The 25,143-nt window shown below is 58.5% G+C and carries 26 protein-coding genes and 1 other annotated feature; all 26 genes read right to left on the bottom strand.

The window, feature by feature from the left end:
• Window positions 1-113: 113 nt before the first annotated feature.
• Entirely contained in the window at window positions 114-1,019 is a 906-nt protein-coding gene (pheA, locus tag ACESLM_RS22725) for a prephenate dehydratase (RefSeq protein WP_094045702.1), read from the bottom strand.
• On the bottom strand, window positions 1,016-2,029 hold the full coding sequence (thrB, locus tag ACESLM_RS22720) for a homoserine kinase (RefSeq protein ID WP_372634681.1): 1,014 nt from the start codon (window positions 2,027-2,029) through the stop codon (window positions 1,016-1,018). The genes pheA and thrB overlap by 4 nt, the downstream gene beginning before the upstream one ends.
• Before the next feature lie 78 nt (window positions 2,030-2,107).
• Window positions 2,108-3,394, bottom strand: a complete 1,287-nt coding sequence (locus ACESLM_RS22715; RefSeq protein ID WP_372634678.1) for a homoserine dehydrogenase — start codon at window positions 3,392-3,394, stop codon at window positions 2,108-2,110.
• A gap of 49 nt (window positions 3,395-3,443) precedes the next feature.
• The gene (locus ACESLM_RS22710) at window positions 3,444-3,881 is read right to left on the bottom strand and encodes an ACT domain-containing protein (protein WP_372634675.1); all 438 of its coding nucleotides are present in this window, start codon (window positions 3,879-3,881) and stop codon (window positions 3,444-3,446) included.
• A gap of 233 nt (window positions 3,882-4,114) precedes the next feature.
• Window positions 4,115-5,452: a GTPase ObgE gene (gene obgE, locus ACESLM_RS22705; protein WP_372634673.1), complete on the bottom strand. Its 1,338-nt coding sequence runs from the start codon at window positions 5,450-5,452 to the stop codon at window positions 4,115-4,117.
• Between the two features lie 15 nt (window positions 5,453-5,467).
• On the bottom strand, window positions 5,468-6,226 hold the full coding sequence (locus ACESLM_RS22700; protein ID WP_372634670.1) for a Spo0B domain-containing protein: 759 nt from the start codon (window positions 6,224-6,226) through the stop codon (window positions 5,468-5,470).
• 174 nt (window positions 6,227-6,400) lie between these two features.
• Entirely contained in the window at window positions 6,401-6,712 is a 312-nt protein-coding gene (gene rpmA / locus ACESLM_RS22695; RefSeq protein ID WP_094045690.1) for a 50S ribosomal protein L27, read from the bottom strand.
• Between the two features lie 4 nt (window positions 6,713-6,716).
• Window positions 6,717-7,061 carry a ribosomal-processing cysteine protease Prp gene (locus ACESLM_RS22690; protein WP_372634667.1) on the bottom strand — a complete coding sequence of 115 codons (345 nt, stop codon included), beginning with the start codon at window positions 7,059-7,061 and terminating at the stop codon, window positions 6,717-6,719.
• 14 nt (window positions 7,062-7,075) lie between these two features.
• Window positions 7,076-7,387 (bottom strand): 50S ribosomal protein L21, encoded by a 312-nt coding sequence (gene rplU / locus ACESLM_RS22685; RefSeq protein WP_372634664.1) that lies wholly within the window; start codon window positions 7,385-7,387, stop codon window positions 7,076-7,078.
• Between the two features lie 12 nt (window positions 7,388-7,399).
• Window positions 7,400-7,502, bottom strand: a sequence feature (ribosomal protein L21 leader region).
• 300 nt (window positions 7,503-7,802) lie between these two features.
• Window positions 7,803-8,477: a hypothetical protein gene (locus ACESLM_RS22680; protein ID WP_372634661.1), complete on the bottom strand. Its 675-nt coding sequence runs from the start codon at window positions 8,475-8,477 to the stop codon at window positions 7,803-7,805.
• Between the two features lie 492 nt (window positions 8,478-8,969).
• On the bottom strand, window positions 8,970-10,205 hold the full coding sequence (locus ACESLM_RS22675) for an Rne/Rng family ribonuclease (protein ID WP_372634658.1): 1,236 nt from the start codon (window positions 10,203-10,205) through the stop codon (window positions 8,970-8,972).
• A gap of 56 nt (window positions 10,206-10,261) precedes the next feature.
• Window positions 10,262-11,137, bottom strand: coding sequence for a site-2 protease family protein (locus tag ACESLM_RS22670; RefSeq protein ID WP_372634655.1), 876 nt, complete (start codon window positions 11,135-11,137; stop codon window positions 10,262-10,264).
• Window positions 11,130-12,134, bottom strand: coding sequence for a peptidoglycan DD-metalloendopeptidase family protein (locus ACESLM_RS22665; protein WP_372634652.1), 1,005 nt, complete (start codon window positions 12,132-12,134; stop codon window positions 11,130-11,132). Before ACESLM_RS22665 ends, ACESLM_RS22670 begins: the two co-directional genes overlap by 8 nt.
• A 208-nt stretch (window positions 12,135-12,342) precedes the next feature.
• Window positions 12,343-13,488: an FtsW/RodA/SpoVE family cell cycle protein gene (locus tag ACESLM_RS22660; protein WP_372634650.1), complete on the bottom strand. Its 1,146-nt coding sequence runs from the start codon at window positions 13,486-13,488 to the stop codon at window positions 12,343-12,345.
• A 6-nt stretch (window positions 13,489-13,494) separates the two neighbouring features.
• Complete coding sequence (minD, locus tag ACESLM_RS22655) at window positions 13,495-14,289, bottom strand: septum site-determining protein MinD (protein ID WP_094045674.1); 795 nt, start codon at window positions 14,287-14,289, stop codon at window positions 13,495-13,497.
• Window positions 14,290-14,294: 5 nt separating this feature from the next.
• Window positions 14,295-14,960 carry a septum site-determining protein MinC gene (locus tag ACESLM_RS22650; RefSeq protein WP_372634711.1) on the bottom strand — a complete coding sequence of 222 codons (666 nt, stop codon included), beginning with the start codon at window positions 14,958-14,960 and terminating at the stop codon, window positions 14,295-14,297.
• A gap of 73 nt (window positions 14,961-15,033) precedes the next feature.
• The gene (gene mreD / locus ACESLM_RS22645; RefSeq protein WP_372634708.1) at window positions 15,034-15,558 is read right to left on the bottom strand and encodes a rod shape-determining protein MreD; all 525 of its coding nucleotides are present in this window, start codon (window positions 15,556-15,558) and stop codon (window positions 15,034-15,036) included.
• A 2-nt stretch (window positions 15,559-15,560) separates the two neighbouring features.
• Window positions 15,561-16,430 carry a rod shape-determining protein MreC gene (gene mreC / locus ACESLM_RS22640; RefSeq protein WP_094045668.1) on the bottom strand — a complete coding sequence of 290 codons (870 nt, stop codon included), beginning with the start codon at window positions 16,428-16,430 and terminating at the stop codon, window positions 15,561-15,563.
• A gap of 21 nt (window positions 16,431-16,451) precedes the next feature.
• Window positions 16,452-17,483, bottom strand: a complete 1,032-nt coding sequence (locus ACESLM_RS22635) for a rod shape-determining protein (RefSeq protein WP_094045666.1) — start codon at window positions 17,481-17,483, stop codon at window positions 16,452-16,454.
• 83 nt (window positions 17,484-17,566) lie between these two features.
• The gene (gene radC, locus ACESLM_RS22630) at window positions 17,567-18,256 is read right to left on the bottom strand and encodes a RadC family protein (RefSeq protein ID WP_372634648.1); all 690 of its coding nucleotides are present in this window, start codon (window positions 18,254-18,256) and stop codon (window positions 17,567-17,569) included.
• Window positions 18,257-18,307: 51 nt separating this feature from the next.
• Window positions 18,308-18,919, bottom strand: a complete 612-nt coding sequence (locus ACESLM_RS22625; RefSeq protein WP_372634646.1) for a Maf family protein — start codon at window positions 18,917-18,919, stop codon at window positions 18,308-18,310.
• Between the two features lie 28 nt (window positions 18,920-18,947).
• Entirely contained in the window at window positions 18,948-19,190 is a 243-nt protein-coding gene (locus ACESLM_RS22620; protein WP_094045660.1) for a DUF4321 domain-containing protein, read from the bottom strand.
• A gap of 200 nt (window positions 19,191-19,390) precedes the next feature.
• Entirely contained in the window at window positions 19,391-20,701 is a 1,311-nt protein-coding gene (locus ACESLM_RS22615; RefSeq protein WP_372634643.1) for an SPOR domain-containing protein, read from the bottom strand.
• A gap of 105 nt (window positions 20,702-20,806) precedes the next feature.
• The gene (gene murC, locus ACESLM_RS22610; protein ID WP_372634705.1) at window positions 20,807-22,195 is read right to left on the bottom strand and encodes a UDP-N-acetylmuramate--L-alanine ligase; all 1,389 of its coding nucleotides are present in this window, start codon (window positions 22,193-22,195) and stop codon (window positions 20,807-20,809) included.
• Window positions 22,196-22,202: 7 nt separating this feature from the next.
• A complete protein-coding gene (locus ACESLM_RS22605) occupies window positions 22,203-23,588 on the bottom strand; it encodes a bifunctional folylpolyglutamate synthase/dihydrofolate synthase (RefSeq protein ID WP_372634640.1) in 1,386 nt (461 codons plus the stop codon).
• Between the two features lie 18 nt (window positions 23,589-23,606).
• A partial coding sequence (locus ACESLM_RS22600) for a class I tRNA ligase family protein (protein ID WP_372634637.1) occupies window positions 23,607-25,143 on the bottom strand: 1,537 nt, incomplete at its 5' end.

The following is a 25,143-nucleotide window of genomic DNA, read 5'->3' as shown; positions in this document are numbered from 1 at the left end:
TCGTTCACGACCGGGCGAATGCCCTCGCGCAATCCTTACATCCTATGCAGGTTCTGGGCATTTGACATCTATTACGGCAAAAATCCGGCAGCCTGTCGGCATGCCGGATCTTTTTATCGGGATGGGGAACCGTTCCCGGTTTTCGCGGGCTCGTAGGGCACGCTCGGATAGGAGCCGAGCAATCGCACCTGGCAGCCGAGCGCTTCGATTTCGGCAAGCGCTCCGGGGAGCAGCACCGAATCCAGAGCGTAAGCGATATCGATGTAAAAATAGTACGTGCCGAGCTTCTTCTTCGTCGGCCTGGACTCGATCTTGGACAGGTTGATCCGTCTCCAGGCGAACGCGGACAGCACTTGGTGCAGCAAGCCCGGGTAATCCTCGGGCAGCGTAATGAGCACGCTCGTCTTCTGAGCCGTCGTCTCCTTGTTCTCGTAAGGCGTATGGCCGACGAGCAGGAAGCGGGTGAAGTTGTTGTCGTGATCGGTAACGCCTTGCTCCAGCACGTCCAACCCCATATCCGCCGCGGCCAGCTTCGTGCCGAGCGCCGCCCAGCCTTTGCCCGGATTGTTCTGGACCGTCCGGACGGCTTCCGACGTGCTGCTCAGCGTCTCCAGCTCCGCATGGGGCAGGTTGGCCCGAATGAACTGCAGACATTGCGCCATCGCGACCGGATGACTCATCACTTTGACGATTTTGTTCGGGTCCCATCGGCCGTCGTCCCCGTTTAATTCCGAAGCGAATCCGATCAGGTTCTGGATCGACGGGTACACCCATTCCGCGCGGATGGGCAAGTCCACTTCGTGAACGAGCCAGTCCGTATGCAGATTCACGGAACCGTCGATCGTATTCTCGATCGGAATAACGCTCCAATCGGTCCGGCCGCTCGCCGTCGACTGGAAGACGTCCGCGATCATTTTGCAATAGACGAATTCCACGTCCTCGCCGCGGAACAAGTATCGGACGGCTTCGTCCGACACGGTGCCTTGCGGCAGCAACGCTACCGACTTCTTCCGGCTCATACGCCCACCTCCGCTTGAACGCTCAGCAAGTATGCCTGCGGCTCTTGTCCGAACTCGGGATCGCTCTTTGCCACATGCCGCACCTGCGGACCGTGCAAGCAAACCTTCAGCCAGCGCGTCTCGACTTGAATGCCTTCGGCGGACATAACCCGCTCGACGAAAGCCGCGAGTTTTCCGTCGGACATTTGCGCCGTATCGGCGAGCAGCAACAGCGTCGGTCCGGCGCCGGACAGCGCCGCTCCCAATGCGCCGTGGTCGGGCGCTTCGCGCAAGATCGTCTCCATGCCAGGAATCAGCGCCGCCCGGTAAGGCTGATGCAGGCGGTCCCTCATAGCGCGGGAGAGCAGGTCCAGTCTGCCGGAAGCCAGAGCGGCCGTCAGCAGAGAGCTGTGCGTGACGTTATACACCGCGTCCTTCATCGAGACTTGCTCGGGGAGCGCGTTTCTCGCTTTCTTCGTCTCCAACTCGAACTCGGGAATGGCCGCCATCACTTCCAAGCCTTCCGGCGGTTCGATGCGCACGTAATCGGCCCGCTCGCCGTCCCAGGACGCCGCGATAATGCCCCCGAACAAGGAAGCTCCGACGTTGTCGGGATGCTTCTCCAGCTCCGAAGCCATCTGGAACAATTCGTCCTCCGACAACGCGTAGCCGGTCAGCGCGTTGGCCGCTACGAGAGCGCCTACGATCGCGGCTGCGCTGCTTCCGAGCCCCCGGGTCAGCGGGATATCGCTGCGAATGCCGATCTCCAGCTCCGGCAAGTCGACGCCCGCCTTGCGGAACACGGCCTGCGCCACCTCGTAGATCAAATTCGTCTTGTCCTCGGGAACGCCCTCGAGATTGCCCCCGACGAGCAAGACCCGGGTTTGCTCCGCCGGAGCCATGCTGACCCAAGCGAATAACGATAAAGCCATTCCGAGCGAATCAAAGCCCGGTCCCAGATTGGCCGTGCTCGCGGGTACTTTGACGACGACGCGGCCGGACTCCGACCCTGTTGCAGATGCTGCTTGCATACTAAAGCTCCTTTTAAGAGGTTGTTCCGAATGCCTGGCGAAAACCGGCTCTCCGAACTCGCATTTGTTGTCTGATAATCAGCCTTCCACGCGATAGACGCTTTTGACTCTTTTCACGGCGGGCAAGTTCTCGAACGACTGCAGCACCGCTCCCATCGACTTCTTGCTGGCTTGGTGCGTAATGATGATGATTTCCGTAGACGATTGATGAGGCGTCGACGGCTGCATGACCGATTCGATGCTGACGTCGCAATCCGAGAATACTTGCGCGATCTGGGCGAGTACCCCCGCGCGGTCTTGAACGTGCAGCAGCAAGAAAAACTTCGATGCGATCTGCTCGTCGCTCTTCAGCTTCAAGACGTTGTAGGAGAGCTGGGCCTGACGACCGTTGACGCCGAGCTTCATGTTCTTGATCACGGCGACCAGATCCGCGACGATCGACGTCGCCGTCGGCAGCTCTCCCGCGCCGGCGCCGTAGAACATCGTCTCCCCGACCGCTTCGCCATGCACGTAGACCGCATTAAAGACGCCGTTCACGGAAGCGATCGGATGGCTCGTCTTGATCATCGTCGGCTCCACACTTACGCTGATCAAGTCGTCCTGGCGCTCCGCGATGCCGAGCAGCTTCACTTCGTAGCCGAGACGTTTCGCGTATCGGATATCCTCCTGCGTCACCCGGCTGATTCCCGTAACGCTGACGTTCTCCAGAGCAACGTTCGAGCGGAAGCCGAGAGACGACAAAATCGTCATTTTACGAGCCGCATCCAATCCCTCAACATCGGAAGTCGGGTCGGCTTCCGCATATCCGAGCTCCTGAGCCTCCTTGAGCACTTCGGCGTACGCCGCGCCCTCTTGGCTCATCTTCGTCAAAATATAGTTGGTCGTCCCGTTGACGATGCCCATAATTTTCGTAATCCGGTCCGAGGAGAAGCCTTCGATCAAAGTGCGGATAATCGGGATTCCTCCCGCTACGCTCGCTTCGTACAGCACGTCGCAGCCTTTTTCCCGGGCTTTCTCCAAAATCTCCTGCCCGTGCAGCGCCATCAAGTCCTTGTTGGCCGTGACGATATGCTTGCCGCGCTCCAATGCCTCCAAGATGTACTCCTTCGTCTGGGCGATGCCGCCCATCACCTCGACGACAACGTCGATCTCGGGGTTGCGCACGATTTCCCATGGATCTTCCGTCAGCTTCGCGGCATCGACGGATACGCTCCGCGCTTTGTTGCGGTCTTTAACGAGAATTTGCGAAATCCGGATCGGCGAACCGACCTGGTTGGACAAATCCTCCTGATGGCCTTCGACGATTCTGACGACGCCCGTTCCGACCGTCCCCAACCCAAGCAATCCTACGTTTATCGGCTTCATCCTTATTCCTCCGCTTCCGACTATCTCACCTTCGTAATCGTATCGACGTTCAACTGCGTCCGATGACGCTGGCCCGCTTGACTCCGTTTAATGAACGAAGCCGTTCCAGCAGTTCCGTCAGCGATTCGCCCATCCCCGCCGCATCGATGGAGACGACGACGTTGGCCATGCCCTGGAGCGGAATCGACTGGGAGATCGTCAGCACGTTGCCTTCGCTCGAGGCCAGCGTCCCTAGCACCTTGGACAGCACGCCGGAACGATGCTCCAAATCCATCGACAACGTCGCGATCGATTCGCGAGACGCTTGCTCGAGCAAATACACTCCGTCTTTGTATTTGTAATAGGCGCTGCGGCTCAGACCGACGCGTTCCGCGGCCTCGTGAACCGTGGCCGCCTCCCCCCGCCTTAGCAGCTCCTTCGCTTGCTCCGTCTTCAGAATGCCCTCCGGCAGCAAATCCTCGCGGACGACAAAATAACGTTCCGCCATATTGCGTCCTCCCAGGAAAGACGATTGTATATATATAGAGGACATTATAGCGAAACGATCGGTTTGCGGCAATAGGCAATTACGGACTCCGCTCGGCTTATCCACCCGCTGCGGCACGGCATGTCTTACCCGTTCGAGTATACCATAACGCCTCGCGAGGGTTCGGCCGTTTCGAAAAAAAGACCGCTCCGGGTCGATAATCGAGCCCAGGCAGCCTTATTTCATCCCATTGGTTATTCCTCTTCGAACAGATAATCGTCCTGCCCGCCTTCGAAAAAATCGAATTCGAACTTCCCGATCCGAATCGTGTCTCCGTTCTTGGCTCCCCGCTTGCGAAGCGCATCGTCGATGCCGAGTCCGCGCAAGATGCGTCCGAACCGCATAACCGCCTCGTAAGAGTTGAACTGAGTGCGGCGCATCAGCCTCTCGATCCCTTCGCTCTCGATGACGTACACTTCGTTGTCGCGAGAAATCTCGAACGCCATATCGTCGTTGGCTTCGTACCGGAATACGACGCCCTCCTCCGCTTTGGCCGCCTGCTCGCTCGCTTCCTGATCGTCGATGTCCGGCAGCGAATCGAGCAGCTCCGCAACGCGGTACAGCATCTCTCTAATGCCTTGCTTCGTCAGCGAGGAGATCGGCATAATCTCGATGTCCGGCCTGACCTCGGCGACTTTGTCGCGGAACGCGGCCAAGTTGTCCTCCGACTCCGGCATGTCCATCTTGTTGGCCGCGACGATCTGCGGGCGATCCGCCAGCTTCGCGTTATACAGACGCAGCTCGTCGTTGATTTTGACCCAGTCGTCGAAAGGATCGCGCCCTTCCATCCCCGACATGTCGACGACATGCAAAATGATCCGCGTGCGCTCGACGTGGCGCAAAAACTCGTGCCCGAGGCCGACACCGGTATGCGCTCCCTCGATCAGGCCCGGCAGATCGGCCATGACGAAGCTGCGCTCTTCATCCAGATCCACGACGCCCAGATTGGGCGTAATCGTCGTAAAATGATACGCGCCGATTTTAGGCTGCGCCGCCGACACGACCGACAGCAGGGTCGATTTGCCGACGCTTGGGAAGCCGACCAAGCCGACGTCCGCCATCACCTTCAGTTCGAGCGTAACCCAGCGCTCCTGCCCTTCCTCGCCGTTCTCGGCAATGGCGGGAGCCGTGTTCACCGAGCTCTTGAAACGGATGTTGCCTCTGCCCCCGCGGCCGCCCTTGGCGACGACGACTTCCTGACCGTGCCGGGTCAGATCGGCGATCAGTTCGCCCGTATCGTCGTCCGTCACGATCGTCCCGGGAGGGACGCGGACGATCATATGCTCGGCGTTGGCTCCGTGCTGCGACTTGTTGCGGCCTTTCTCGCCCCGAGTCGCTTTGAAGTGCTTCTGGTAACGGAAATCCATCAGCGTGCGCAGACCTTCGTCCACGCGGAATACGACGTTGCCGCCGTTGCCTCCGTCTCCGCCCGCCGGTCCGCCTTCCGGCACGTACAATTCTCTGCGGAAGGCGACGAGACCGTCCCCGCCGTTCCCGCCCTTAACAAAAACTTTCGCTTTATCCACAAACATGCTGTATTCACTCCATTATGCCGGCAGAGGAAAATGGATTTCCATCGTCCGCGCTTGCGGAGCATTTTCCGCCGGCTCTAGTCCCTGCGCCAATCGTCCTGCGCCTTGCAGGCATTTCTCCAATTCTTCGGTGATGCTGTCCAAGGCCGCCAGTTCGCCGTTGTACTGCATGACGATTGCCAGCGCCCCGTCTTTGTGCGCCAGTGCAAGCCGCAGGACGTTCTCCCCGGCGTGCGGCGCGGATGCGCGGAAACGAATGACGTTAATCAGCCCGATAATCGCCCGGCTTAACCTCTCGGGTTCGAGCGGCAGCTTGTCGAGGAACAAACCGTCCTCGACCTCGACTTCGAGACGCATCGTATCGCAGATCGTGCGGAACGACAGCAGATAAGACGATAGCTCCGGGTGACCCAGCTGCGAGATTCGGCTGTCCTGCTCCATCCTCGTTCTTATTCTGTCCACGACGTCGACCGCTTTATCGTGCTTGTTAAGCCTTAAGTACCCGTATAAGATTTGCAGCTCGTTCATCCAATCGTGCCGATGATGGCTGAGCGTGCGAATCGTAGATAATTGCGCGTGCGCCAGCAGCTTCTCGCAATGCTCGCGGTGAGCTCTTCTCTGCCAGGCGGCCATTCCGGCGAACACCGCCAGGGTCCACAGAACGAATACGATTAACGGCCACCATGAACGAGGCCAGATCAGGACAGCCGCGAGAGGCAAAGCCAACGACGCGAGAGCCGCCGGCCCCCTTAGTGACGTTTTCCCAAATCTCATTTTTTATCCCCGTTTCGTGTTTCCTCGTCTGCCAACGTTCGGAAGCCCCTTACCCGTCCAGTATACCATGGCGGGACGCCCATCACCACGCCGTTCCGAACGCTCGCACGGCTCGCCGAATCGTCATGCAAAAACCCCGACCAACTTGCATTGGCCGGGGTTCTGGATGCCCTATTAGACTTCGAGCGCGGCAGCTACCGGGGCTTGCGCTACAGGATAGACGCTCACTTTTTTGCGATCGCGTCCCAGACGTTCGAACTTCACGACGCCCGGCGTCAAAGCGAACAAAGTGTCGTCTTTGCCGATGCCGACGTTCGTGCCTGGATGGATCTTCGTGCCGCGTTGGCGGTACAGGATGCTGCCGGCCGTTACGACTTGACCGTCCGCTCTCTTCGCGCCGAGGCGCTTGGAGTGGCTGTCCCGTCCGTTCTTCGTCGATCCGACCCCTTTTTTCGAGGCGAATAACTGAAGATCTAACTTCAACATGGTGTCAACCTCCTTTTTTCACAAAGGTTTCTTTTATGGTCACGTACTTGCCGTAAGATTCCACGATGGATTCGAGCGCGGCGACCATTCCTTCCAGCAGCAACTGGACCTGGTCGTTCCGCCGAGGATCCGAGCTATGCGGAGCTTCCGCCTTGAGCAGACCCGATCTCGATTCGGCGTCCGGGACGAGTCCCGTCAGCTTCTCAATCGCGTTGACCGCTCCGATGGTTACAGCCGATACGCCGGCGCAGACGATATCCTTGCCGGGATCGTTATAATAAGCATGCCCCGTTACGGTAAACCGTACGATGGCCTTCTCGTCGTTGCGCACGATCGTAATCGCGATCATCTCGGCAACCTCTCTTATGCCTTGATGCTCTCGATCGTCACTTTCGTGTACGGTTGACGATGGCCTTGCTTGCGCTTGTAGTTCTTCTTAGGCTTGTACTTGAAGACGATGATCTTCTCGCCTTTGACTTGTTGCTCGACTTTGCCCGTTACGGAAGCTCCGGCAACTGTCGGGGAACCCGTAGTCAGCCCTCCGTCTTTGGAAACGGCCAACACGTGGTCGAACGTTACGCTGTCGCCCGCGTTAACGGAAAGCTTCTCGACGTAGATTACGTCGCCTGCTTGGACTTTGTACTGTTTGCCGCCTGTTTGAATAATCGCGTACATCTGGTGCACCTCCTTATGTCTAAGACTCGCCTCATAGGGTGTCGGATGCCGCAGCTTCGGTGAGCCAGAGCAGCGCCGATCTTGTCGACCCGGTGGAGTGCGGTTGTAGCCTGCATATCCTCAGATTGCACGCACTATAAGATATTAGCACATTGGTATAGGGAACGCAAGAAATTTGTTTAAAAACCGTTGCTTGGCTTTTCTCCTCTCTTCCCCCCGTTTCCCATCTCCTCGACCGCCACTTGGCTTCTTCGCTCCCCCTCCCACAGTTCCGTTTTCTCGACTGTTGCTCGCTCTTCGCGTCATTTCTCTCCACTGTTTGGTTTCCTTCACCGCCACTGGGCTTCTCTGCTACGGCTCCCACAGTTCCGTTTTCATATACGTTGTCGGCTTTTCGCCCACCACTCGCCACACATTAAATCAACTTCAGCAAAAGTTGCAACGCCTTCTCCGAAACGTGAAACTCATAGCAGCGCTTTGGGCTTCCTCCAACGGAGCACACGAGCTCCTTCTTTTGCATTTCCGCGATGATCTTTCTGCACGTTTCCTTCCCGAGCAGCAGCCATTCGCTTACGTCTCCCAAGCGAAACGTTTGGCCCCTCAACCATGCGCATCTCAGTAGCTCTCGTTCGTACACCGGAAGTTTCATCAAACCGGTGCCTTCCTTAGTGCCGATTCGCCCCAACAACTCGTACAAGCTGCGCTGACTTTCTTCCGGCTTCTTCTCCAGTTCATCCCGGCTAAACGGAAAATAGACGAAGCCGTTCACGGCAACCGAGCGTGCCCGCGCCCTCTCGAACGAGAATCGGTCGCGCGTAACTTTCTCCGCATGAGTAACGAAGTGATCCTCTTCGACGATTATACGCAGCGACGGCAGACCCGCATCTCCAAAAATCATTACTCCCGAAGGTCCCTTCATCTCGTATTCGAGCACAATCCCGTCGCTCTTCCCGAATACCGGAAGCAGCAAATTTTTCAGGAGCAGCTTCGTCCCTGTCAAATTCCGGTTCAACATTTCGCTTCGTTGTCCTGTTGCAGTTGCCTTCTGCTCCTCAAGTAACTTCTCGAATTCTTCTTCAAATCTCTCCATGCCACATCCCTCCTTAAAAAATTGAACGCTGAAAATAAAATACGCCGCTTTCTCCGCTAGAGAGAAAACGGCGTGTGCTTCACGCTTAAATAGAAATATTTTTTCAATAATATAGCACAATCCGCCCGGAAACGGCAAACTTGGTTACACAAAATTCGAAGCATAAAAATCGTCGCATCTGGCGCCCCGCCTTTAGAAGGCACGTTAATCGATTCTTTAGAACATCGTCTCGCCAGCCCAGCCTTTTCCGGCCACGTTAATCGATTCTTTAGAACATCGCCCCGCCAGCTCAGCCGTTTCCGGCCACGTTAACCGATTCTTTAGAACATCGCCCCGCCAGCCCAGCCGTTTCCGGCCACGTTAACCGATTCTTTAGAACATCGCCCCGCCAGCCCAGCCTTTTCCGGCAACGTTAATCGATTCTTTAGAACATCGTCTCGCCAGCCCAGCCTTTTCCGGCCACGTTAATCGATTCTTTAGAACATCGCCCGCTTACCGAATATATATTTTCCCGCTGCCTTTGCAAGCCGCGCATGTTTCGTAAAAATAGTTCATCGCGTTCTCCCGCGCTTTCTTCCGCGTTAGCTCCATCAGTCCGAGCCGCGTCCAGCCGACGAGCTGGCATTTCGTGCGGTCTCGCTTGATGCGGGTCTCCAGGCGCTGCGCGATCTGGTGGCGATGCTCCTCGATCTCCATATCGATGAAATCGATAATGATGATGCCCCCGACGTCGCGCAGCCTGAGCAGCCGAGCTACTTCATCGGCCGCTTCCCCGTTCGTCTGGAACACCGTCTCCTCAAGATCGACCGAGCCGGTATACTTGCCGGTGTTCACGTCGATGACGGTGAGCGCTTCGGTTTGCTCCCAGACAAGATAGCCGCCGCTCGGCAGCCAGATTCTGGACTGGAAAGCTTTGTCGAGCTGCTCCTTGATGCCGAACTTCTCAAACAGCGGCTTCGATTCGCGATACAGCTGAACCCGCCCTTCAAGAGCAGGCGCCGTCTGGCGCAAATAAGACTTCGCTTCCTTCGCTCTGGCCTCGTCGTCCACGAACAATTGCTCCGTGTCCGGGGTGGTCACGTCCCTGACCATCCGGCCCACGAGCCCGGTATCCCTGTGCAGCTCAAGCGGCGCTCTCGCATGCTTGCTTCGCTCGAGGATGCTCCGCCATACCCGGCGCAAGCCGTGCAAGTCTTCCTCCAGCGCCTCCCGGCTCTCGCCTTCCGCGTTCGTCCGGAGAATGACGCCTTCCGCCCCTTCGCGGATCGCTTCGGCCAAGCCCTTCAGCCGGCTTCGCTCCTGCTCCTGCTCGATTTTCTTCGATATGCCTATGTAATCCGCATCCGGCATGTACACGAGCCATCGTCCGGGAATCGAATAGTGCGTCGTCACGCGAGCGCCTTTGCCTCCGAGCGGTTCCTTCATGACCTGAACGAGCAGCTCGTCCCCCGGCTTCAGCAGGTCGCCGATCGGCGGCTTCTCCTTCGGCTGCTTGTCCAGGTGCGGATGCAGGACGTCATCTACGTAGAGAAAAGCGTTCTTGGACAAGCCGATATCGACGAAAGCGGCCTGCATGCCGGGCAGAACGTTGACGACCCGCCCTTTGTACAGGTTGCCGATCAGCGAAGCGCCTTCCGTACGCTCCACGGCGAATTCCGTCAGAACCCCGTCCTCCAGCAACGCCGATTGTGTTACCTGATTCGAACAATGGATAAACAGCTGCTTCATGCCAACCTCCCTATCGGGAACCTATTTTCCCAACCCGCGAACTCACTCCTTTTATTCTACATGAAAAACCTCAAATCCGCATGCCCCGATGTCAGACGACCGAGAAATCCGTCGATGATCGCCTTTTCGGGAACGACGCCGACGATCTTCCCCTGCTTCATCACATAGACCAGATGGTACTGTTCCTTCATATATAGCTTCAAAATCCGGGTAAGCGGGCGATTCTCGGAAATGACGATCGGCATCGACAGCTTCCCCTTGTCGAAATGCTCCTCGGCCCTCTCGCTGCGATGTACGAGGAAACGCAGGAAGACGAACGGAACGTTGCGAAAATAAGTCCAATTGGACGCGCAGAGAAAAAGACCGACGGCCAGCAGGTTCAGATGCAGCAGTCCGCCCCGCGCGAGAGGATAGACCGCTGCCGCGACCATCAATCCGCTGAACGCCATACTGATTTTGGCGCTCCACATCAGCGTTCGATGGTACGGGATCCTCAGGCTGAGCCATGATTGCAGCATCCGTCCCCCGTCGAGCGGCAATACAGGCAGCAAATTAAAAAGGGCGATCAGCACGTTGGCACGCACGAAATCGTCCGACCAGGCTTCATCGATCCAGCCCGCGTAGCCGAGCAGCAGTCCGATCGCCGCCAGCACGGCGTTCTGGGCCGGACCGGCCAAGGCTACCCACAGCTCCTCGCGAACGGGAACCGAGCCCGCGTCCTCGACCTCCACCACTCCGCCGAACGGCAGCAGCTTGACCTCCCTCACTTTCCAGCCAAACCGCAAAGCGGCCAGCAGATGCCCCAGCTCGTGCCACAGCACGATGAAAAACAAAACGAGAAGCTCGGCAAAATGGCCGGTCGCGACCGAGGCGATCATAATCAGCACGAAGAGCGGGTGCAGCCGGAAAGCGATCCCCTTCCATTTAATCAAAGCCGACCACTTCCGACGGATCGACTACGATGCCGTCGTGCTGCACCGCGAAATAGAGCACCGCTTCGGATTGCCCGTTCGCGGCGGGTCCGAGCCGGCCTATCGTTTGTCCCGTTTCGACCCAATCGTTCGGCTTCACGCTAGCCGACTCCAGACCCCCGTACACCGTCAGCACGCGATTCTGATGCTGCACGAGCACCGTCACGCCCCCGTTATCGTCCCGGGTGACCTGCTGCACTTTGCCGGTATAGACGGAGAACACTTCGCTGTCGCCTTTTGCGGCCACCCGCACCCCTTTGCCGTTCTCCGAGAAAGCTTGAACGACCGTCCCCCGGATCGGCGCCGACGTGACCGACGGGTCGAGCAGCGCCGCTACCTCTCGCGTCTCGGGCTCCCCGCGGCCGAACGTCAGGAAAGAAGGAGAGCCTCCGAACGTGTCTCCGTACCAAGCTTCGATCGCGCGGAAATCCATATCCCGCGTCACCGAGCCGACCATCCATTCTCTGGCTGACGAGCTTCCGGGCAGCTCCAGCTTCATCCAGCCCCAGAAGCCGGCGAAGACGACCGACGCGATGAGCAGCCGGACGCCGATGCCGCGAAGCAAGCGCCCCGGACCTGTCCACTCCCGGGAACCCCCTCCGCCGGGCGCCGAGGTCGGAGGAATGCCCTTAAGCCCTTCCCATCCGGGAGCTCGTCCCGTTTTCAGCCGTTTCTCCCGCTCTCTCCACCATAGTTCGGGGTCCGGATCGGACGGCGAAGCTTCCGGGCGCGCAAGCTCCTTCTTCGGCTCGGAACGCGGCAATTCGAACTCGGGGGGAGAATACGCCTCCTCCCGAACGTTTGCCGGCGGAGGCGAGACGCCTTGCCCCGTCGGCTCCGTCTCCTTGCCCTTAGGTTCCGCCGACTGCTCGGCTATCCGGGTTTGCGCCGACTGCCGCTCCACGAGCCGGGCAATCTTCTCCCGTCTCCGCTCGCGCACATTGTCCCGTATTTGCATCGCCAGCCCCTCCCTTGTCCTCTTATCTCTTACTACCTTATGGCGGACAAGGAGGGAATAGACCTTGCGGGGCGAGGGAGAACGGCGAATGGGCGTCCCTCTGGAACCGACTTGGGGTTAGCCGAAAAAACGGCGAAGGGCCGTCCCCTCAGCCATCCATAGGAGGACTGGGAAACGGCCCTGTCGGCCGATCGAGCGAACTCGTTCGTCACTGATCCATCTGATATTTCTCTTGATGCGCTCTAATGCTGAAAATAAGCCCGATCGACAGCATGTTGAGCAGCAGCGAAGTACCGCCGTAGCTGATGAAAGGCAGCGTAATGCCGGTAATCGGCATGACGCCGAGCATCATCCCGATGTTCTGGAAAATCTGAAACACCATCATCGTCGCGATGCCGATAATGATGAACGAGCCTCGTCGGTCGTAACACTGATAAGCGATCAGAATCATTCTGTAGATGAACAGGAAGTACAGCAGGAGCAGCAGCGCCGCGCCCTGAAACCCGAATTCCTCGCCGATGACGACGAAGATCGAATCCGAATACGTATACGGAATAAACTTCCGGTTTTTGGAATCGCCCTGCAGGTAGCCGTCGCCGGCCAGCCCTCCGGAGCCGATCGCGATCATCGCATATTCGGACTGGCGCCTGGCGTCCGCCGAGGCCTCTTCCGGATGGATATACGTATTGATTCTCTCGTACCAGTGCCCGAGCTTGCGGTCGTTCAAGTAGCTCTCGATCTCGGCGTTGTAAGAATTGAACAGCGTCACGAACAGCAACAGTCCGCCGACGACGGCGGCGAGGCCCATCATGACATACGAATATCTGACGTTGCCGATCCAGAGCATGCCCAGCACAATGAAGATATAGATCATCGCGTTGCCCAGATCCGGCTGAAGCATGACGAGAACAAACGGGACGAAAGCGACAATCGCTACCGCCATGACGTCGGTGCGCATTCGCAGCGGATCTCCCTGCCGCCTTCCCATGATGGCCGCGATCGCGATAATGAGGAACAGCTTCATGATCTCCGCCGGCTGGAACGACACCTCTCCGAATTCAAACCAACTGCGCGCGCCGTTCTTCGGTTCGACCAGCACGAAGATCAGCATGAGCATTATGATGCCGATCGCGTACCAGACGTACCAGATTTTGAGGATAAGACGATAATCGATCAATGTGGACAGTATGACGACGCCGAACCCGATCCCGTAGAAAATCAACGTTTTAATATCATGATTGACGTAAGCGGGGTTGTTGTAAGTCGCGCTTCGCACGGCAAACGTGCTGATTCCCATGAACATCAAGAGAATCGCCAGCATCATCCAGTCCATTTTTTTCAATCGGTTAAGCAAGTCCGATCATCCCATTCCAAGAAACTTCTTTACTTTGCTGAACATGCCCGACTTCTCGTCAAGATGGGCTAGCGGAACCGTCTCCCCCAGAATGCGCCGCGCGATGTTCCGATAGGCGATTGCGGCCCGGGAATTGACGTTCATCACCGTAGGCTCTCCGGAATGAGCGGCCTTGATGACCGATTCGTCGTCCGGCACGATGCCGATCAGATCGATGGCGAGCACTTGGCAAATGTCGTCCACCTCGAGCATATCCCCGCTGCGAACGAGACCCGGACGTATGCGGTTGATTACCAGCTTGGGCGACGGGAAGTTGCTCTTCTCCAGCAGCCCGATGACGCGATCCGCGTCGCGGACGGCGGCGTTCTCCGGCGTCGTCACGACGATCGCCTGGGAAGCGCCGGCGATGGCGTTGCGGAAGCCCTGCTCGATTCCGGCCGGGCAATCGATAATGATATAGTCGAAATCCGGCTTCAAGCTCTCGATGATCTGCCGAACCTGCTCCGGAGAAATGTCGTTCTTGTCCTTCGTCTGCGCCGCCGGAAGCATATACAGCTCGTCGAAGCGTTTATCCTTGATCAAGGCCTGATTCACCCGGCAGCGCCCTTCGGCCACGTCGATCAAGTCGTAGACGATGCGGTTTTCTAGTCCCATGACCACGTCCAGATTGCGCAAGCCGATATCGGTATCCACCATGCACACTTTCTGTCCCAGCATCGCCAACGCGGTGCCGAGATTAGCCGACGTCGTCGTTTTGCCGACTCCGCCTTTGCCCGATGTGACAACGATCGCTTCTCCCATGATCCTTACACTCCTTTGAACAGCATGACTTCTTTACGCTGGCGTCCAAGGCTGGTCAGCTTGTCTATGGCCATCTTTCCTTCGCGCAAAAACGCGTATTCCATCCAAGGCTCGGCGGACGTCCATTCGTCGGGGGGCCGGCTGATCACGTCGGCGATGCGCAGCTGGGTCGGTCTCATGAGCGAGGCGGCGATGATCGCCTCCTCGTTGCCCTGCGTCCCCGCATGCACGCTTCCCCGGAGCGCTCCGAGCACGTAGACGTCGCCGCTGCAACGGATCGTGCCGCCGGGATTGACGTCTCCGATCAGCAGCATATGCCCGTCATACTCGACCGTCTGTCCCGATCTGACCATGCCGATCATCGTATGCAGCTGAGGAACCTCCTTGGCGTCGGGATCGACTTCCGGCGAATCGCTCTCGATCGACTGGATGAGCAGGTTGCCCTGCTTGCGGAAGATCGACTTGATCCGCTCCTTGTCCTCTTCGTTCAACTGCCTTGCGCCAAGCTTTATGAAAATATGCACGATCGGCCCGTTGAATTGCTGAACGTGCTTGTCCAATTTCGCGCTTAACTCGTCCAGCAGCTCGACGAAATCGCACTGGTCGTCCAGCAGAAAGACGAGCCCTTCTTTGACGCCTTTAATGGTAATGATAGTTTTGCCCGTCACGATGCCCGCTCCTCCCTACGCTAATTGAAATTCGGCTTCGCGAAGCCGAATTCCTGCCTGCCGGGTTAACATCGTCCTATTCCGGATTGTCTTCTCCCGGGGAAAGCGAAGCTTTAACCAAGTAACGACGTACGGGAACGTACAGCAGAAGCGCGATCAAAAGCTGAAGGAGCGCGGTCGGCGCCACCTGCCAGTAGAAGACGTGGGCAAACTGCAAATCCGTCAGGCGAAATAGATTGTAGATCGAGTAGACGATGGAATCGAGCAGAAGCCCGAACACCAAGACCGCCCAAGAGAATAGGCTGATCGTATAGCTCTTGTACTCCGAGAGCAAACCCGCGAGATACCCGATCAAGCCCATGCCGAAGCCGTAAGGCCCTATGAGGTGGCCGTAGGCCAGCATGTCTTGAAGCAGTCCGAAGCCGAGTCCGAACAGGAACGCGGGATGGCGTCCCGCGTAGCCCGCTACGAAGATCGTCAGGATGAACGTCAGATGAGGCAGCAGCCTGTCGCTCCAGCCCGGCGGAATCAGCCAAGGCACGATCGCGTTTTCCGCGATCACGAACGCAAGCCCGAGCAGAATCGCCCAGTTAATGCGCATGTTCACGGCTCATCCACCTCTGGCACGACGATGACGAACACTTCCCGGAGATGGTCGAACTTGGCCGCCGGCTCGATCGTAGCCGTATACGTCAACCCGAAGTCGCCGACCTGGCTGCTCTTGACCGTGCCGATGATGATCCCTTTCGGGAACAAGCTGCCGAGTCCGGACGTAATGACCGTGTCCCCGTCCACCGGCTTGTCTTTTTCCTCGATCTTGGACATGAGCAGCGTCTTCGTTTCCTCGTCGTATTCGATAATTCCGAAAGAGTCCGGTTTGCTGAGAAACGTGGCCGATACGGGCGAGCCCTTGGAGGAGCTGGGGTCCAGATTCGAGATCAGGGTGACGGTGGACGTGAAGTTTTTGACTTTGCTGACCAGTCCGACGAGTCCGTCGACCGTTCTTACGGCCATCTCGGGCTTGATTCCGTCCTTGCTGCCGAGATTGATCGTGATCGTTCTCTCGTAAGGATTGGACGTGCTACCGACCACCTGGGCGATCAGATAGCGATAGTTGTCCATGTTCTTCTGTCTTTCGGTAAAATTGAGCTCTTCCTGCAGGCGCTTGTTCTCCGCTTCGAGCAGATTAAAGCGAATCTGATCCTGCGTATACTGGGCCACCGTCTGGCGGAGCTGCTCGTTCTCCTTATAGACGTCGGAAAGCCGGCCGAGATCGCGGAAAAAATCCGCGACCGCTCCGACCGGCCGGTAGAACACTCCTTGCACAGTCCCGAATGCGTCGTTGACGAATTTCTCCGGCCAAGTCAGCCGGTTTCTGCCGAACGTAAAACCCATGAGGGCGATAAACAAGATCAGCCCGATCATGAGAATAAACAAACGCTTATTGCGCATTAAGCGAAAGATCGCGCTCACCTGCTTTCCCGTCCTGTGAAATTATCGGCTGGATCGGGATGCTCCGCCTTTGGACTTGAACAGATGGATATTCTCGAGCGCGCGGCCGGTGCCGATCGCCACGCAGTCGAGCGGATGCTCCGCGACCAGGACGGGCATTCCCGTCTCGCGGGCGAGCATCTTGTCCAAATTGCGAAGCAGCGCTCCGCCGCCGGTCAGTACGATGCCTCGGTCCATAATGTCCGCGGATAGCTCCGGAGGACATTTCTCGAGCGTCGCCTTGACCGCTTCAATGATCGAATTGACCGTATCCGACAACGCTTCCGTGATCTCGTCCGAAGTGATCGCGAGCGTCTTCGGCAGACCAGACACGAGGTCGCGGCCGCGAATTTCGATCGATTCCACTTTGTCGAGAGGCAGAGCCGAGCCGATCTCCATCTTGAGCTGCTCGGAAGTCCGCTCACCGATCATCAGATTGTAGAGACGCTTAATGTAAGCGATGATCGCATCGTCCATCTCGTCGCCCGCGATGCGGATCGACTTGCTCGTGACGATGCCTCCGAGGGAGATGACGGCGACTTCCGTCGTGCCGCCGCCGATGTCGACGACCATGCTTCCGGTCGGCTCCCACACCGGCAAGTCCGCGCCGATCGCCGCCGCGAACGGCTCCTCGATAATGTAAGCCTCCCGTGCTCCCGCCTGCTTCGTGGCGTCTTCCACGGCGCGCTTCTCGACGGCCGTAATACCGGAAGGAACGCATACCATCACGTTCGGATGGCGCGGGAACATCGCCCGCGGCTTCTGCGCTTTGCGAATGAAATACTTGATCATAGTCGCCGTCGTCTCGAAATCCGCGATGACTCCGTCCTTCATCGGGCGAATGGCCACGATGTTGCCGGGCGTGCGCCCGATCATTTTTTTCGCGTCGGAACCTACCGCTTCGATTCTCTTTGTATCGGTACGCAGAGCAACCACGGACGGCTCTCTGACGACTATTCCTTTGCCTTTCATGTACACCAGCGTATTTGCGGTTCCGAGATCGATGCCCAGATCCCGCGTGAATCCTCCAACCATTCTGCTACCTCCTGCTATGACCGCGACTGCTAGGTTGACGCTCAGGCTGCGCTTCAGTCGTCGGGACAATCTTACTTATTATATTATAAGCAGCCCATCTCCTTCAAACTAATAAAGCGACTGTCACCGATTACCAAATGGTCGAGAAGCTCGATGCCAAGCAATTGGCCGGCTTCTCCGAGTCGTCTCGTCAGTTGAAGGTCCTCGGCGCTCGGCGTCGGATCGCCGCTGGGATGGTTGTGCGCGCAAAGGATCGATGCGCTGCTGCGCCTGATGGCCGCCTTGAACACTTCCCTCGGATGAACGATGGACGCGTTCAGGCTGCCGATCGATAACGTCTGTTGGCCGATGACATGATTTTTGGTGTTGAGGAACAAGCATACGAAGTGTTCCTCCCGATAATGCCGCATCTCCTCCATGAGCAGATCGGCGGCATCCTGCGGACAGGTGATCTTGACCGTCTCGGGCAGCCTGGAACGGGCGATTCTTCGCCCGAGCTCGATGGAAGCCTGAAGCTGGAGCGCTTTGGCCGGACCGATTCCGCGAATGTGGATCAGATCCTCCCAACCGCTCTCGGCCAGTTTTCTGAGTCCTCCGGATTCGTTCAGAATACGCTGGGCCAGATGAACCGCCGATTCGTTCGGGGTTCCCGTTCGCAGCAGAATGGCGAGCAGCTCGGCGTGGCTTAGCGCCTGCGCGCCGTGCTGCTGCATACGCTCCCTCGGACGCTCTCCGGAAGGAAGCTCTCTCAGACGAAAAGATCTTTGCTCCATGCGTTAACCCGCTTTCGTAAGCCGCGTCGGCCGCGGAATTGGCTTCGTCGCTCAAGGAATCGTAATCTCGAATTGCTCCAGCAGCACCGCCAGAAGAGAGACGGGCAAGCCGACGACGTTGAAATAGTCTCCTTCGATCGACTCGACGAGCACGGAGCCGATCTCTTGAATGCCGTACGCTCCGGCTTTGTCCATGGGCTCCCCGGTCGCTACGTAGCGGGCGATCTGATCTTCCGACAGAGCTCTCATCCTCACCTTCGTCACCCGGTGCGAAGTCGCCTCCTTGCCGTCGGACGCGCGAACGCAGGATACGCCCGTATAGACTTCGTGAACGTTGCCGGCGAGCTGCCGAAGCATGCGCGCGGCATCCTGTCCGTCTCTAGGTTTTCCCATGATCTGCCCGTTCAACACGACGATCGTATCGCTTCCCACGATAATAGACGATTCATCCGGCGATTCGGTTAAATCTTGCTTGACCGCAAGCGCCTTGCGCTTGCTCAGCTCCTCGACGATCTCGCGCGGAGACCAGGTCTCCGGCGTATTCTCGTCCGCGCCGCTGGGAATGATCCGCACCGGCAAGCCGAGCAGAGAGATCAATTCCTGCCTGCGGGGCGAAGAAGAAGCCAGCACGAGCACGGTTTGGGTTGGCGCAACGGTCGACATCGGTTGCTTCTTCCTTTCGAATTGCATTTTACATTTTGCGATACAGCCAAATTGCGACGGCCGCGCCGATGACGCTGAGAAGGCTTAGCCGGACTTCGAGATTCAGGCTGTATTTGATCACGGCCAAATCCGCGGCCGGCGACCAACTGACTTCCAGCGCGCGGGTCAAAAAGGAGAGTCCCGGAACCTCCTTCAGCCAATTGGCGAGCAATGCGCCGGCCAACAGTCCCAGAAAGAGAAACAGCAGCAGAATCCATCCGTTTTTCTTCATTTTTCCCCGTCTCCCACCATTTTTTGACACCCGTCCTTTCATTATACGTCCCTCGGACAAGTCGCACAACGTATAAAACGAAAGACAGCCTGAGCGATGCAGGCTGTCCCGTTCTAAAGTCCCGATGACGCGTTCCCCAGCCGAGAAGGTTGTCCCGGAGCCGGGGGATTTCCCGCCTCTCTTCGAGAAAAACCTCATGCTCATCCGTTCGGATCAAGCGCGGCCCGCAAGCGATGATCGGCCAGCAGCGCCTTCATCGCCGCCGTCTGCATGTTCCACAGCTGCTTGCGGGAAGGTTCCTTCGCGTACTCGGCCATGGCTGTTTCTCCCGCTTTCATGGCTTGCGCGATCGCTGCCGCCTCGCCGGCCGCTTCGCTTCCCCAGGCTCCCTCGTAGGCCGCAGCCTTCCGCCAGCGCTGCTGCGCCGCTTGCCAATCCGCCAGCCGCTTGTCGCTAAGCGCCGAGGGCTGTCGCTCCAGCAAGCCGGCGCCCGACACCCGGACGAGCTCGCGAATCATCGCCGCGCCCGCGTCGATGAACTCCGCTCCCTCCGCCGTCAGCGCCCCCAAACCGACCTTGAGCGCGGCGCCCCCGACCGGCTTGATGTATACCTCCAAGCCGGTCATCTGCGCGGCCAGCAGCTCGGCCTCCTCCTTCGTCAAGGCGGCCGCCGCGTACACGCGGTATCCGTCGCTCGCATCCGTCCCCCACGAGTATCCTTTGCTTTGAAGCTGCCCTGCGGCAACCTCCATACTCTCCTCGTTATTGAACACGCCGTATTGGAGCACGTAATACCGGTCCGCCGCCACCTCGGTTATCGCCGGCGCGGAAGCTCCGCCGCTCTTGGGCGCCGTTGCCTCGGACGCGCCGCCTGCAGCCGATTCGCGGCCGCCCGACGGTTCGGCGGAACCGGGCGCCGCGGAGGCTTGCGCCGGGATCGCGGCCGTTCCGCCCGCCGACTGGTTCGGAAACAGCGGCTCGCCCGTGAACAGTCCGAGCACCATATAACCGAACAGCACGCCCGTCGCGATCGCTCCCGCCACGGACAATACGACTCTGGTCCATGACGGCCCCCGCTCCCGGACGATCTCCGTCGTCGTAATCGCATCGTACCAGCCGTTGCCGGACCCGAAAGTTTTCCCGTCCCCGTATCCGTCTGCCGGCCCGTCTCCCGCTTCCGCCCACTTGTCTTCCAGCCACTCCGATACGGTGATGTCCTGAAGGTCGTTGCGGTCTCTCCTCGGTTTCGGACGGGAAGAGAAGGCCTTGTCCGACAAGAGCGGCTCCTTGTTCGAATCGGACTTCCGGATGATTTCCTCCAGCGCGCGAATGTCGTCCTGGTAAGGGCTGTCCCATGCTTCGAAAACTGTCGGAGCGGCTGGGAGCTCCTCCTTCGACGTCGGCGTAATGTCTATCGGCTCGGCCTTAGGGGCCGCGGGCATCTCTGTCGGCTTCTGCTTCGGCTTGACCGGAGGCTCGAAACGAATGGTCATTCTCGCGTTGGATGGCATCTGCGTCTCTCCTTGTCCCTTAATCTATGAAATAGAATATGAGAGACAAGAGAGAAATATGAACGAAAAACCGCCCGGGAGCCATCGTTCCCGGACGGTTATCGCTTAATCGGATTCGCGTTCCTTGAGCAGCTTCGACAGCTCGACGGCCGTCTTCCAGATGTCGCCGGCCCCCATCGTCAGCACGAGATCGCCCGGAGCGACCTTCCCGGCCAGAATGTCCCGCACCTCTTCCTTGGTCGGCACGTACGAGACGTTCGGATTGCTGTTCTCGGCAATCAATTCGACCAGCTTGCGCGAGTTGACGCCTTCGATTCTTTGTTCGCCCGCCGGAGAATAAATGTCCGTAATGAACACCTCGTCGGCGCCTTCGAACGCCCTGCTGAACGCGTCGAGCAGGAAATACGTTCTCGTGTACCGCTGGGGCTGGAACACGGCGATAATCCGCTTGCCGGTCGCTTTCGCGGCCTGGATCGTCGCCTGGATCTCCGTCGGATGATGGGCGTAGTCGTCGATGACCAGCATGTCCTTCACTTCGCCGAGCACTTGAAACCGCCGCTTGGCGCCGCGGAATTCCTTGATCGCTTCCGCGATCGCCTGGAACGGGGCTCCCGCCTCCAGACATACGATAACGGTGGCCAGAGCGTTATATACGTTATGGCGTCCCGGAACGGACAGCGACACGCGGCCGAGCTCTTGGCCGCGATGGCTCACGTTGAACGAGACGCAGCGGTCGCCGAGCTCGATATCCGTCGCCTTGTACTCCGCGTCTCCGTCTTCCGTGCCGTACGTAACGATCCGTCTGTCCGTGACTTGGGGCAGCAGCTCACGAATATTTTCGTCGTCCGCGCAGACGACGGCGCAGCCGTCCGGCTTAATATTGCGCAAGAACGAAACGTAGGCCTCCTTCAATTTATTGAAATCGCCGTCGTAGTTCTCCAGATGGTCGGCTTCAATGTTCGTCACGACGCCGATCGCCGACTCGTATTGGAGGAAGGAGCCGTCGCTCTCGTCCGCTTCCGCCACGACAAACCGTCCCTTGCCCGCTTTCGCGTTCGTGCCGACGTTCACAATCTCCCCGCCGATAATGTAAGTCGGATCGAGATCGCAGTTCTCCATCACGAGAGCGATCATCGAAGAGGTCGTCGTCTTGCCGTGCGCACCTGCCACCGCAATGCCCGTACGGGCGTTGAGAAGACGGGCCAGCATCTGGGCCCGGTGCAGAACGGGAATGTTGAGCTGCTCCGCTTCCTGGCGCTCGACGTTGTCCTTGGATAACGCCGTCGAATAGACGACGAGATCGGCTCCCCGGACGTTCTCCGGTTCATGGCCGATGTAGATTCTCGCTCCCTTGGCGGCCAGCTTGTCGGTCAATTCCTGGCTCGCCACATCGGAGCCCGACACTTGATAGCCCATCTCCAGCATGACCCGGGCGATGGCGCTCATTCCGTAGCCTCCGATGCCGATAAAGTGCACATGCTCTGCGGTTCGCAACAACGCTTCACCAGCCTTTTTCAGATTTCGTTCCTTGGAGCAGCCACGAACGGACGTCCGCGATCAGGTACAGCGTACCGGTTACCACGTTCAGCGTATTTCCGTCCCCGGCAGACGATGAAGCTTCCAACAGCAATTCCAACGCGCGCCGCCAATCCGGCTCGACGATCACGATCGGCGAACGACCGAGTTCGGCCCCTACCCGCCGCGCTACGTCGGCGAGTTCGGCGGCGTTCATTTTTTTATGAAAATCAGGTTCCGTAATCACGAGCGTATCCACCAATGGTAGTATATGCCGCAACGAATGTTCATGATTCTTATTCGGCATCATCGCTATCATCGCGTTTAAACGATCGTAAGCGTACACGTTCCGCAGAGCGCGATTCAGCGCCTCCATCCCTTCCGGATTGTGCGCTCCGTCGATCAGAATCCGCGGTTCGCGGGAGACCATCTCCAGCCTTCCGGGCCATTTCGTCTCCCTCAGACCGGCCTCCAGATGCTCGTCGTCGACGATCAGCGCGTAATACTGCCGCAGCACTTCAAGCGCCATGACCGCCGTCGCCGCGTTCGCGATCTGATGCTCTCCGCTCAGCGTAATCGTCAGCGAAGGAACGGCCCGGAACGGGCTGCGGAAAGAGAAGCTTTGCTCGCTCTCCGCTACCTCCAACGCCTCGTAGACGAATTGTTCTCCCTCACGGTACAGGGTTGCCTGGCGCGCGCGCGCCGTCTCTTCGACGACCTGTACGACTTCCGGCTGGGATACCGCCGTGACGACGGGCACGCCCGACTTGATGATGCCGGCTTTCTCCCGGGCGATGTCCGTCAGCGTCGGGCCGAGCACGTCCATGTGATCGTGGCCGACGTTCGTGATGACGCTGATGACCGGCGTGACGATATTCGTCACGTCCAGACGCCCTCCAAGCCCGGTCTCCCAGACGACGTAATCGGGAAATGTAACCGTGCCGTAATACAGCAGCGCCAGCGCGGTCGTCACCTCGAACATCGTGGGCGCGCCGAGCTCGCTTGCCGCCAGCTCGTCCGCTGCGGGCTTCAGCCGGTTCGCCAGCTTAACGAGATGCTCGTCCTCGATGTCCACTCCGTTATATTGCAGGCGGTTGGAATAAGACGTAAGGTACGGGGACGTAAACGTCCCCACGTCGTATCCGCTCTTCAGCAGCACGCTCGTCAAGTAGGCGCATACCGAGCCTTTGCCGTTCGTACCCGCCACGTGAATGAATTTCAGGCGTCGTTCCGGATGGTTGAACCGTTCCATCAGCGCGCCGATTCGGTCCAAGCCGGGGCGAATGCCGAAAGCGGTCAACCCGGTTATCCACGCCATCGCTTCTTCCGCGGTGCGAAAGGCGGTCTCTTCGACCCGTATGTCATTGTTCATGTTGCCTTGCGCCTCCCGTCATCCTTGCAGCTCCGCGATTCTCGCCAGCACTTTGTCCCGCTTGTCGCGGTAATCCTGCCCTTTGGCCCGCTCTTGCTCGACGACGTGCGCCGGTGCTTTTGCGATATAGCCTTCGTTGGACAGCTTCTTCTCGACGCGCTGCACTTCCGCGTTCAAGTTGTCCAACTCCTTGTTCAGGCGGGCGATCTCCTGAGCGATGTCGATCAGCCCGGCCAGCGGCAAATACAGCTCCGCTCCCGTCACGATCGCCGTCATCGCCTTGTCCGGAGGCGTCAGTCCGCGATCGAGCGTATAGGCGGACGTATTGCAGAAGCGCTGGATGTAGATCTCGTTCCGGGAGAAAATCGCTTCCTCCGCTTCCCCCGTCGGCTTCAGCAGCAGCTCGACTTTCTTGCCCGGCGATACGTTCACTTCGGCGCGAATGTTTCGCACGGCGCGAATCGCCTCCATCAGCAGCTCCATTTCCTTGACCGAGCCCGTCGCTTCGAATTCGGCGCGGTATTCCGGCCATGCCGCCAGCATGATCGTCTCGCCCGGCTCGTGCGGCAGATGCTGCCAGATTTCCTCGGACAAGTACGGCATGAACGGGTGCAGCAAGCGCAGCGTGCGATCCAGGACATAGGCCAGCACCGACTGCGTGCTGCGCTTGGCCGCCGCGTCTTCGCCGTACAGCGTAAGCTTGGAAAATTCGATATACCAGTCGCACAGATCGTCCCAGATGAAATTGTACAGCAGACGTCCGGTTTCCCCGAATTCGTAGCTTTCCATCAGGCGGGTAATGTCCCGCGCGGTCTCGTTGAACCGGTGCAGAATCCAGCGATCCGCCGTCGACAGCTCGCCGCTCAGATCGATCTGATCATGCGTGAAGCCTTCCAGGTTCATGAGCGCAAAGCGCGAAGCGTTCCAGATCTTGTTCGCGAAGTTGCGCGCCTGCTCGACCTTCTCGAAGCGGAAGCGCAGATCCTGTCCCGGCGTGCTGCCGGTGGAGATCATGAAGCGCATCGCGTCCGCGCCGTATTTCTCGATGACCTCGAGCGGATCGACGCCGTTGCCGAGCGATTTGGACATTTTGCGGCCTTCCGCGTCGCGGACAAGTCCGTGAATAAGCACGTCCTTGAACGGAATGCGATCCGTAAATTCCAGCGCGGTGAAAATCATCCGGGCGACCCAGAAGTAGATGATGTCGTAGCCGGTCACGAGCACGTCGGTCGGATAGTAGCGCTTGAAGTCGTCGCTGTCCTCCGGCCAGCCGAGCGTAGAGAACGGCCAGAGCGCCGAGCTGAACCACGTGTCGAGCACGTCGTTATCTTGCTTCCACGGCGAGTCCGGCTCTTCCGCGCCCTGCGGCGCTTCGAGTCCGACGTAGATCTCGCCGGTCGTCTCGTGGTACCAAGCCGGAATACGGTGACCCCACCAAAGCTGGCGAGAAATGCACCAGTCGCGCACGTTCTCGATCCAGTGCAGGTAGATTTTCTCAAACCTGTCAGGCACGAAGTTGACGCCCTCACCCGACTTCTGAGAGGCGATCGCTTTC

The organism is Cohnella sp. (assembly GCF_041641335.1).
GTDB lineage: Bacteria > Bacillota > Bacilli > Paenibacillales > Paenibacillaceae > Cohnella.
This window is presented reverse-complemented; position numbering and strand designations above follow the sequence as displayed.

Excerpts from the sequence above, each read along its gene's own strand:
- ACESLM_RS22710 (WP_372634675.1), bottom strand. The coding sequence starts at position 3,881 with ATGGCGGAACGTTATTTTGTCGTCCGCGAGGATTTGCTGCCGGAGGGC.
- ACESLM_RS22665 (WP_372634652.1), bottom strand. The coding sequence starts at position 12,134 with ATGCAAATACGGGACAATGTGCGCGAGCGGAGACGGGAGAAGATTGCC.
- pheA (WP_094045702.1), bottom strand. The coding sequence starts at position 1,019 with ATGAGCCGGAAGAAGTCGGTAGCGTTGCTGCCGCAAGGCACCGTGTCG.
- radC (WP_372634648.1), bottom strand. The coding sequence starts at position 18,256 with ATGGAGCAAAGATCTTTTCGTCTGAGAGAGCTTCCTTCCGGAGAGCGT.
- ACESLM_RS22615 (WP_372634643.1), bottom strand. The coding sequence starts at position 20,701 with ATGCCATCCAACGCGAGAATGACCATTCGTTTCGAGCCTCCGGTCAAG.
- ACESLM_RS22620 (WP_094045660.1), bottom strand. The coding sequence starts at position 19,190 with ATGAAGAAAAACGGATGGATTCTGCTGCTGTTTCTCTTTCTGGGACTG.
- ACESLM_RS22625 (WP_372634646.1), bottom strand. The coding sequence starts at position 18,919 with ATGTCGACCGTTGCGCCAACCCAAACCGTGCTCGTGCTGGCTTCTTCT.
- rplU (WP_372634664.1), bottom strand. The coding sequence starts at position 7,387 with ATGTACGCGATTATTCAAACAGGCGGCAAACAGTACAAAGTCCAAGCA.
- ACESLM_RS22605 (WP_372634640.1), bottom strand. The coding sequence starts at position 23,588 with ATGAACAATGACATACGGGTCGAAGAGACCGCCTTTCGCACCGCGGAA.
- obgE (WP_372634673.1), bottom strand. The coding sequence starts at position 5,452 with ATGTTTGTGGATAAAGCGAAAGTTTTTGTTAAGGGCGGGAACGGCGGG.
- ACESLM_RS22690 (WP_372634667.1), bottom strand. The coding sequence starts at position 7,061 with ATGATCGCGATTACGATCGTGCGCAACGACGAGAAGGCCATCGTACGG.
- mreD (WP_372634708.1), bottom strand. The coding sequence starts at position 15,558 with ATGCGCATTAACTGGGCGATTCTGCTCGGGCTTGCGTTCGTGATCGCG.
- ACESLM_RS22680 (WP_372634661.1), bottom strand. The coding sequence starts at position 8,477 with ATGGAGAGATTTGAAGAAGAATTCGAGAAGTTACTTGAGGAGCAGAAG.
- thrB (WP_372634681.1), bottom strand. The coding sequence starts at position 2,029 with ATGCAAGCAGCATCTGCAACAGGGTCGGAGTCCGGCCGCGTCGTCGTC.
- ACESLM_RS22675 (WP_372634658.1), bottom strand. The coding sequence starts at position 10,205 with ATGAAGCAGCTGTTTATCCATTGTTCGAATCAGGTAACACAATCGGCG.
- ACESLM_RS22715 (WP_372634678.1), bottom strand. The coding sequence starts at position 3,394 with ATGAAGCCGATAAACGTAGGATTGCTTGGGTTGGGGACGGTCGGAACG.
- minD (WP_094045674.1), bottom strand. The coding sequence starts at position 14,289 with ATGGGAGAAGCGATCGTTGTCACATCGGGCAAAGGCGGAGTCGGCAAA.
- rpmA (WP_094045690.1), bottom strand. The coding sequence starts at position 6,712 with ATGTTGAAGTTAGATCTTCAGTTATTCGCCTCGAAAAAAGGGGTCGGA.
- ACESLM_RS22700 (WP_372634670.1), bottom strand. The coding sequence starts at position 6,226 with ATGAGATTTGGGAAAACGTCACTAAGGGGGCCGGCGGCTCTCGCGTCG.
- ACESLM_RS22635 (WP_094045666.1), bottom strand. The coding sequence starts at position 17,483 with ATGGTTGGAGGATTCACGCGGGATCTGGGCATCGATCTCGGAACCGCA.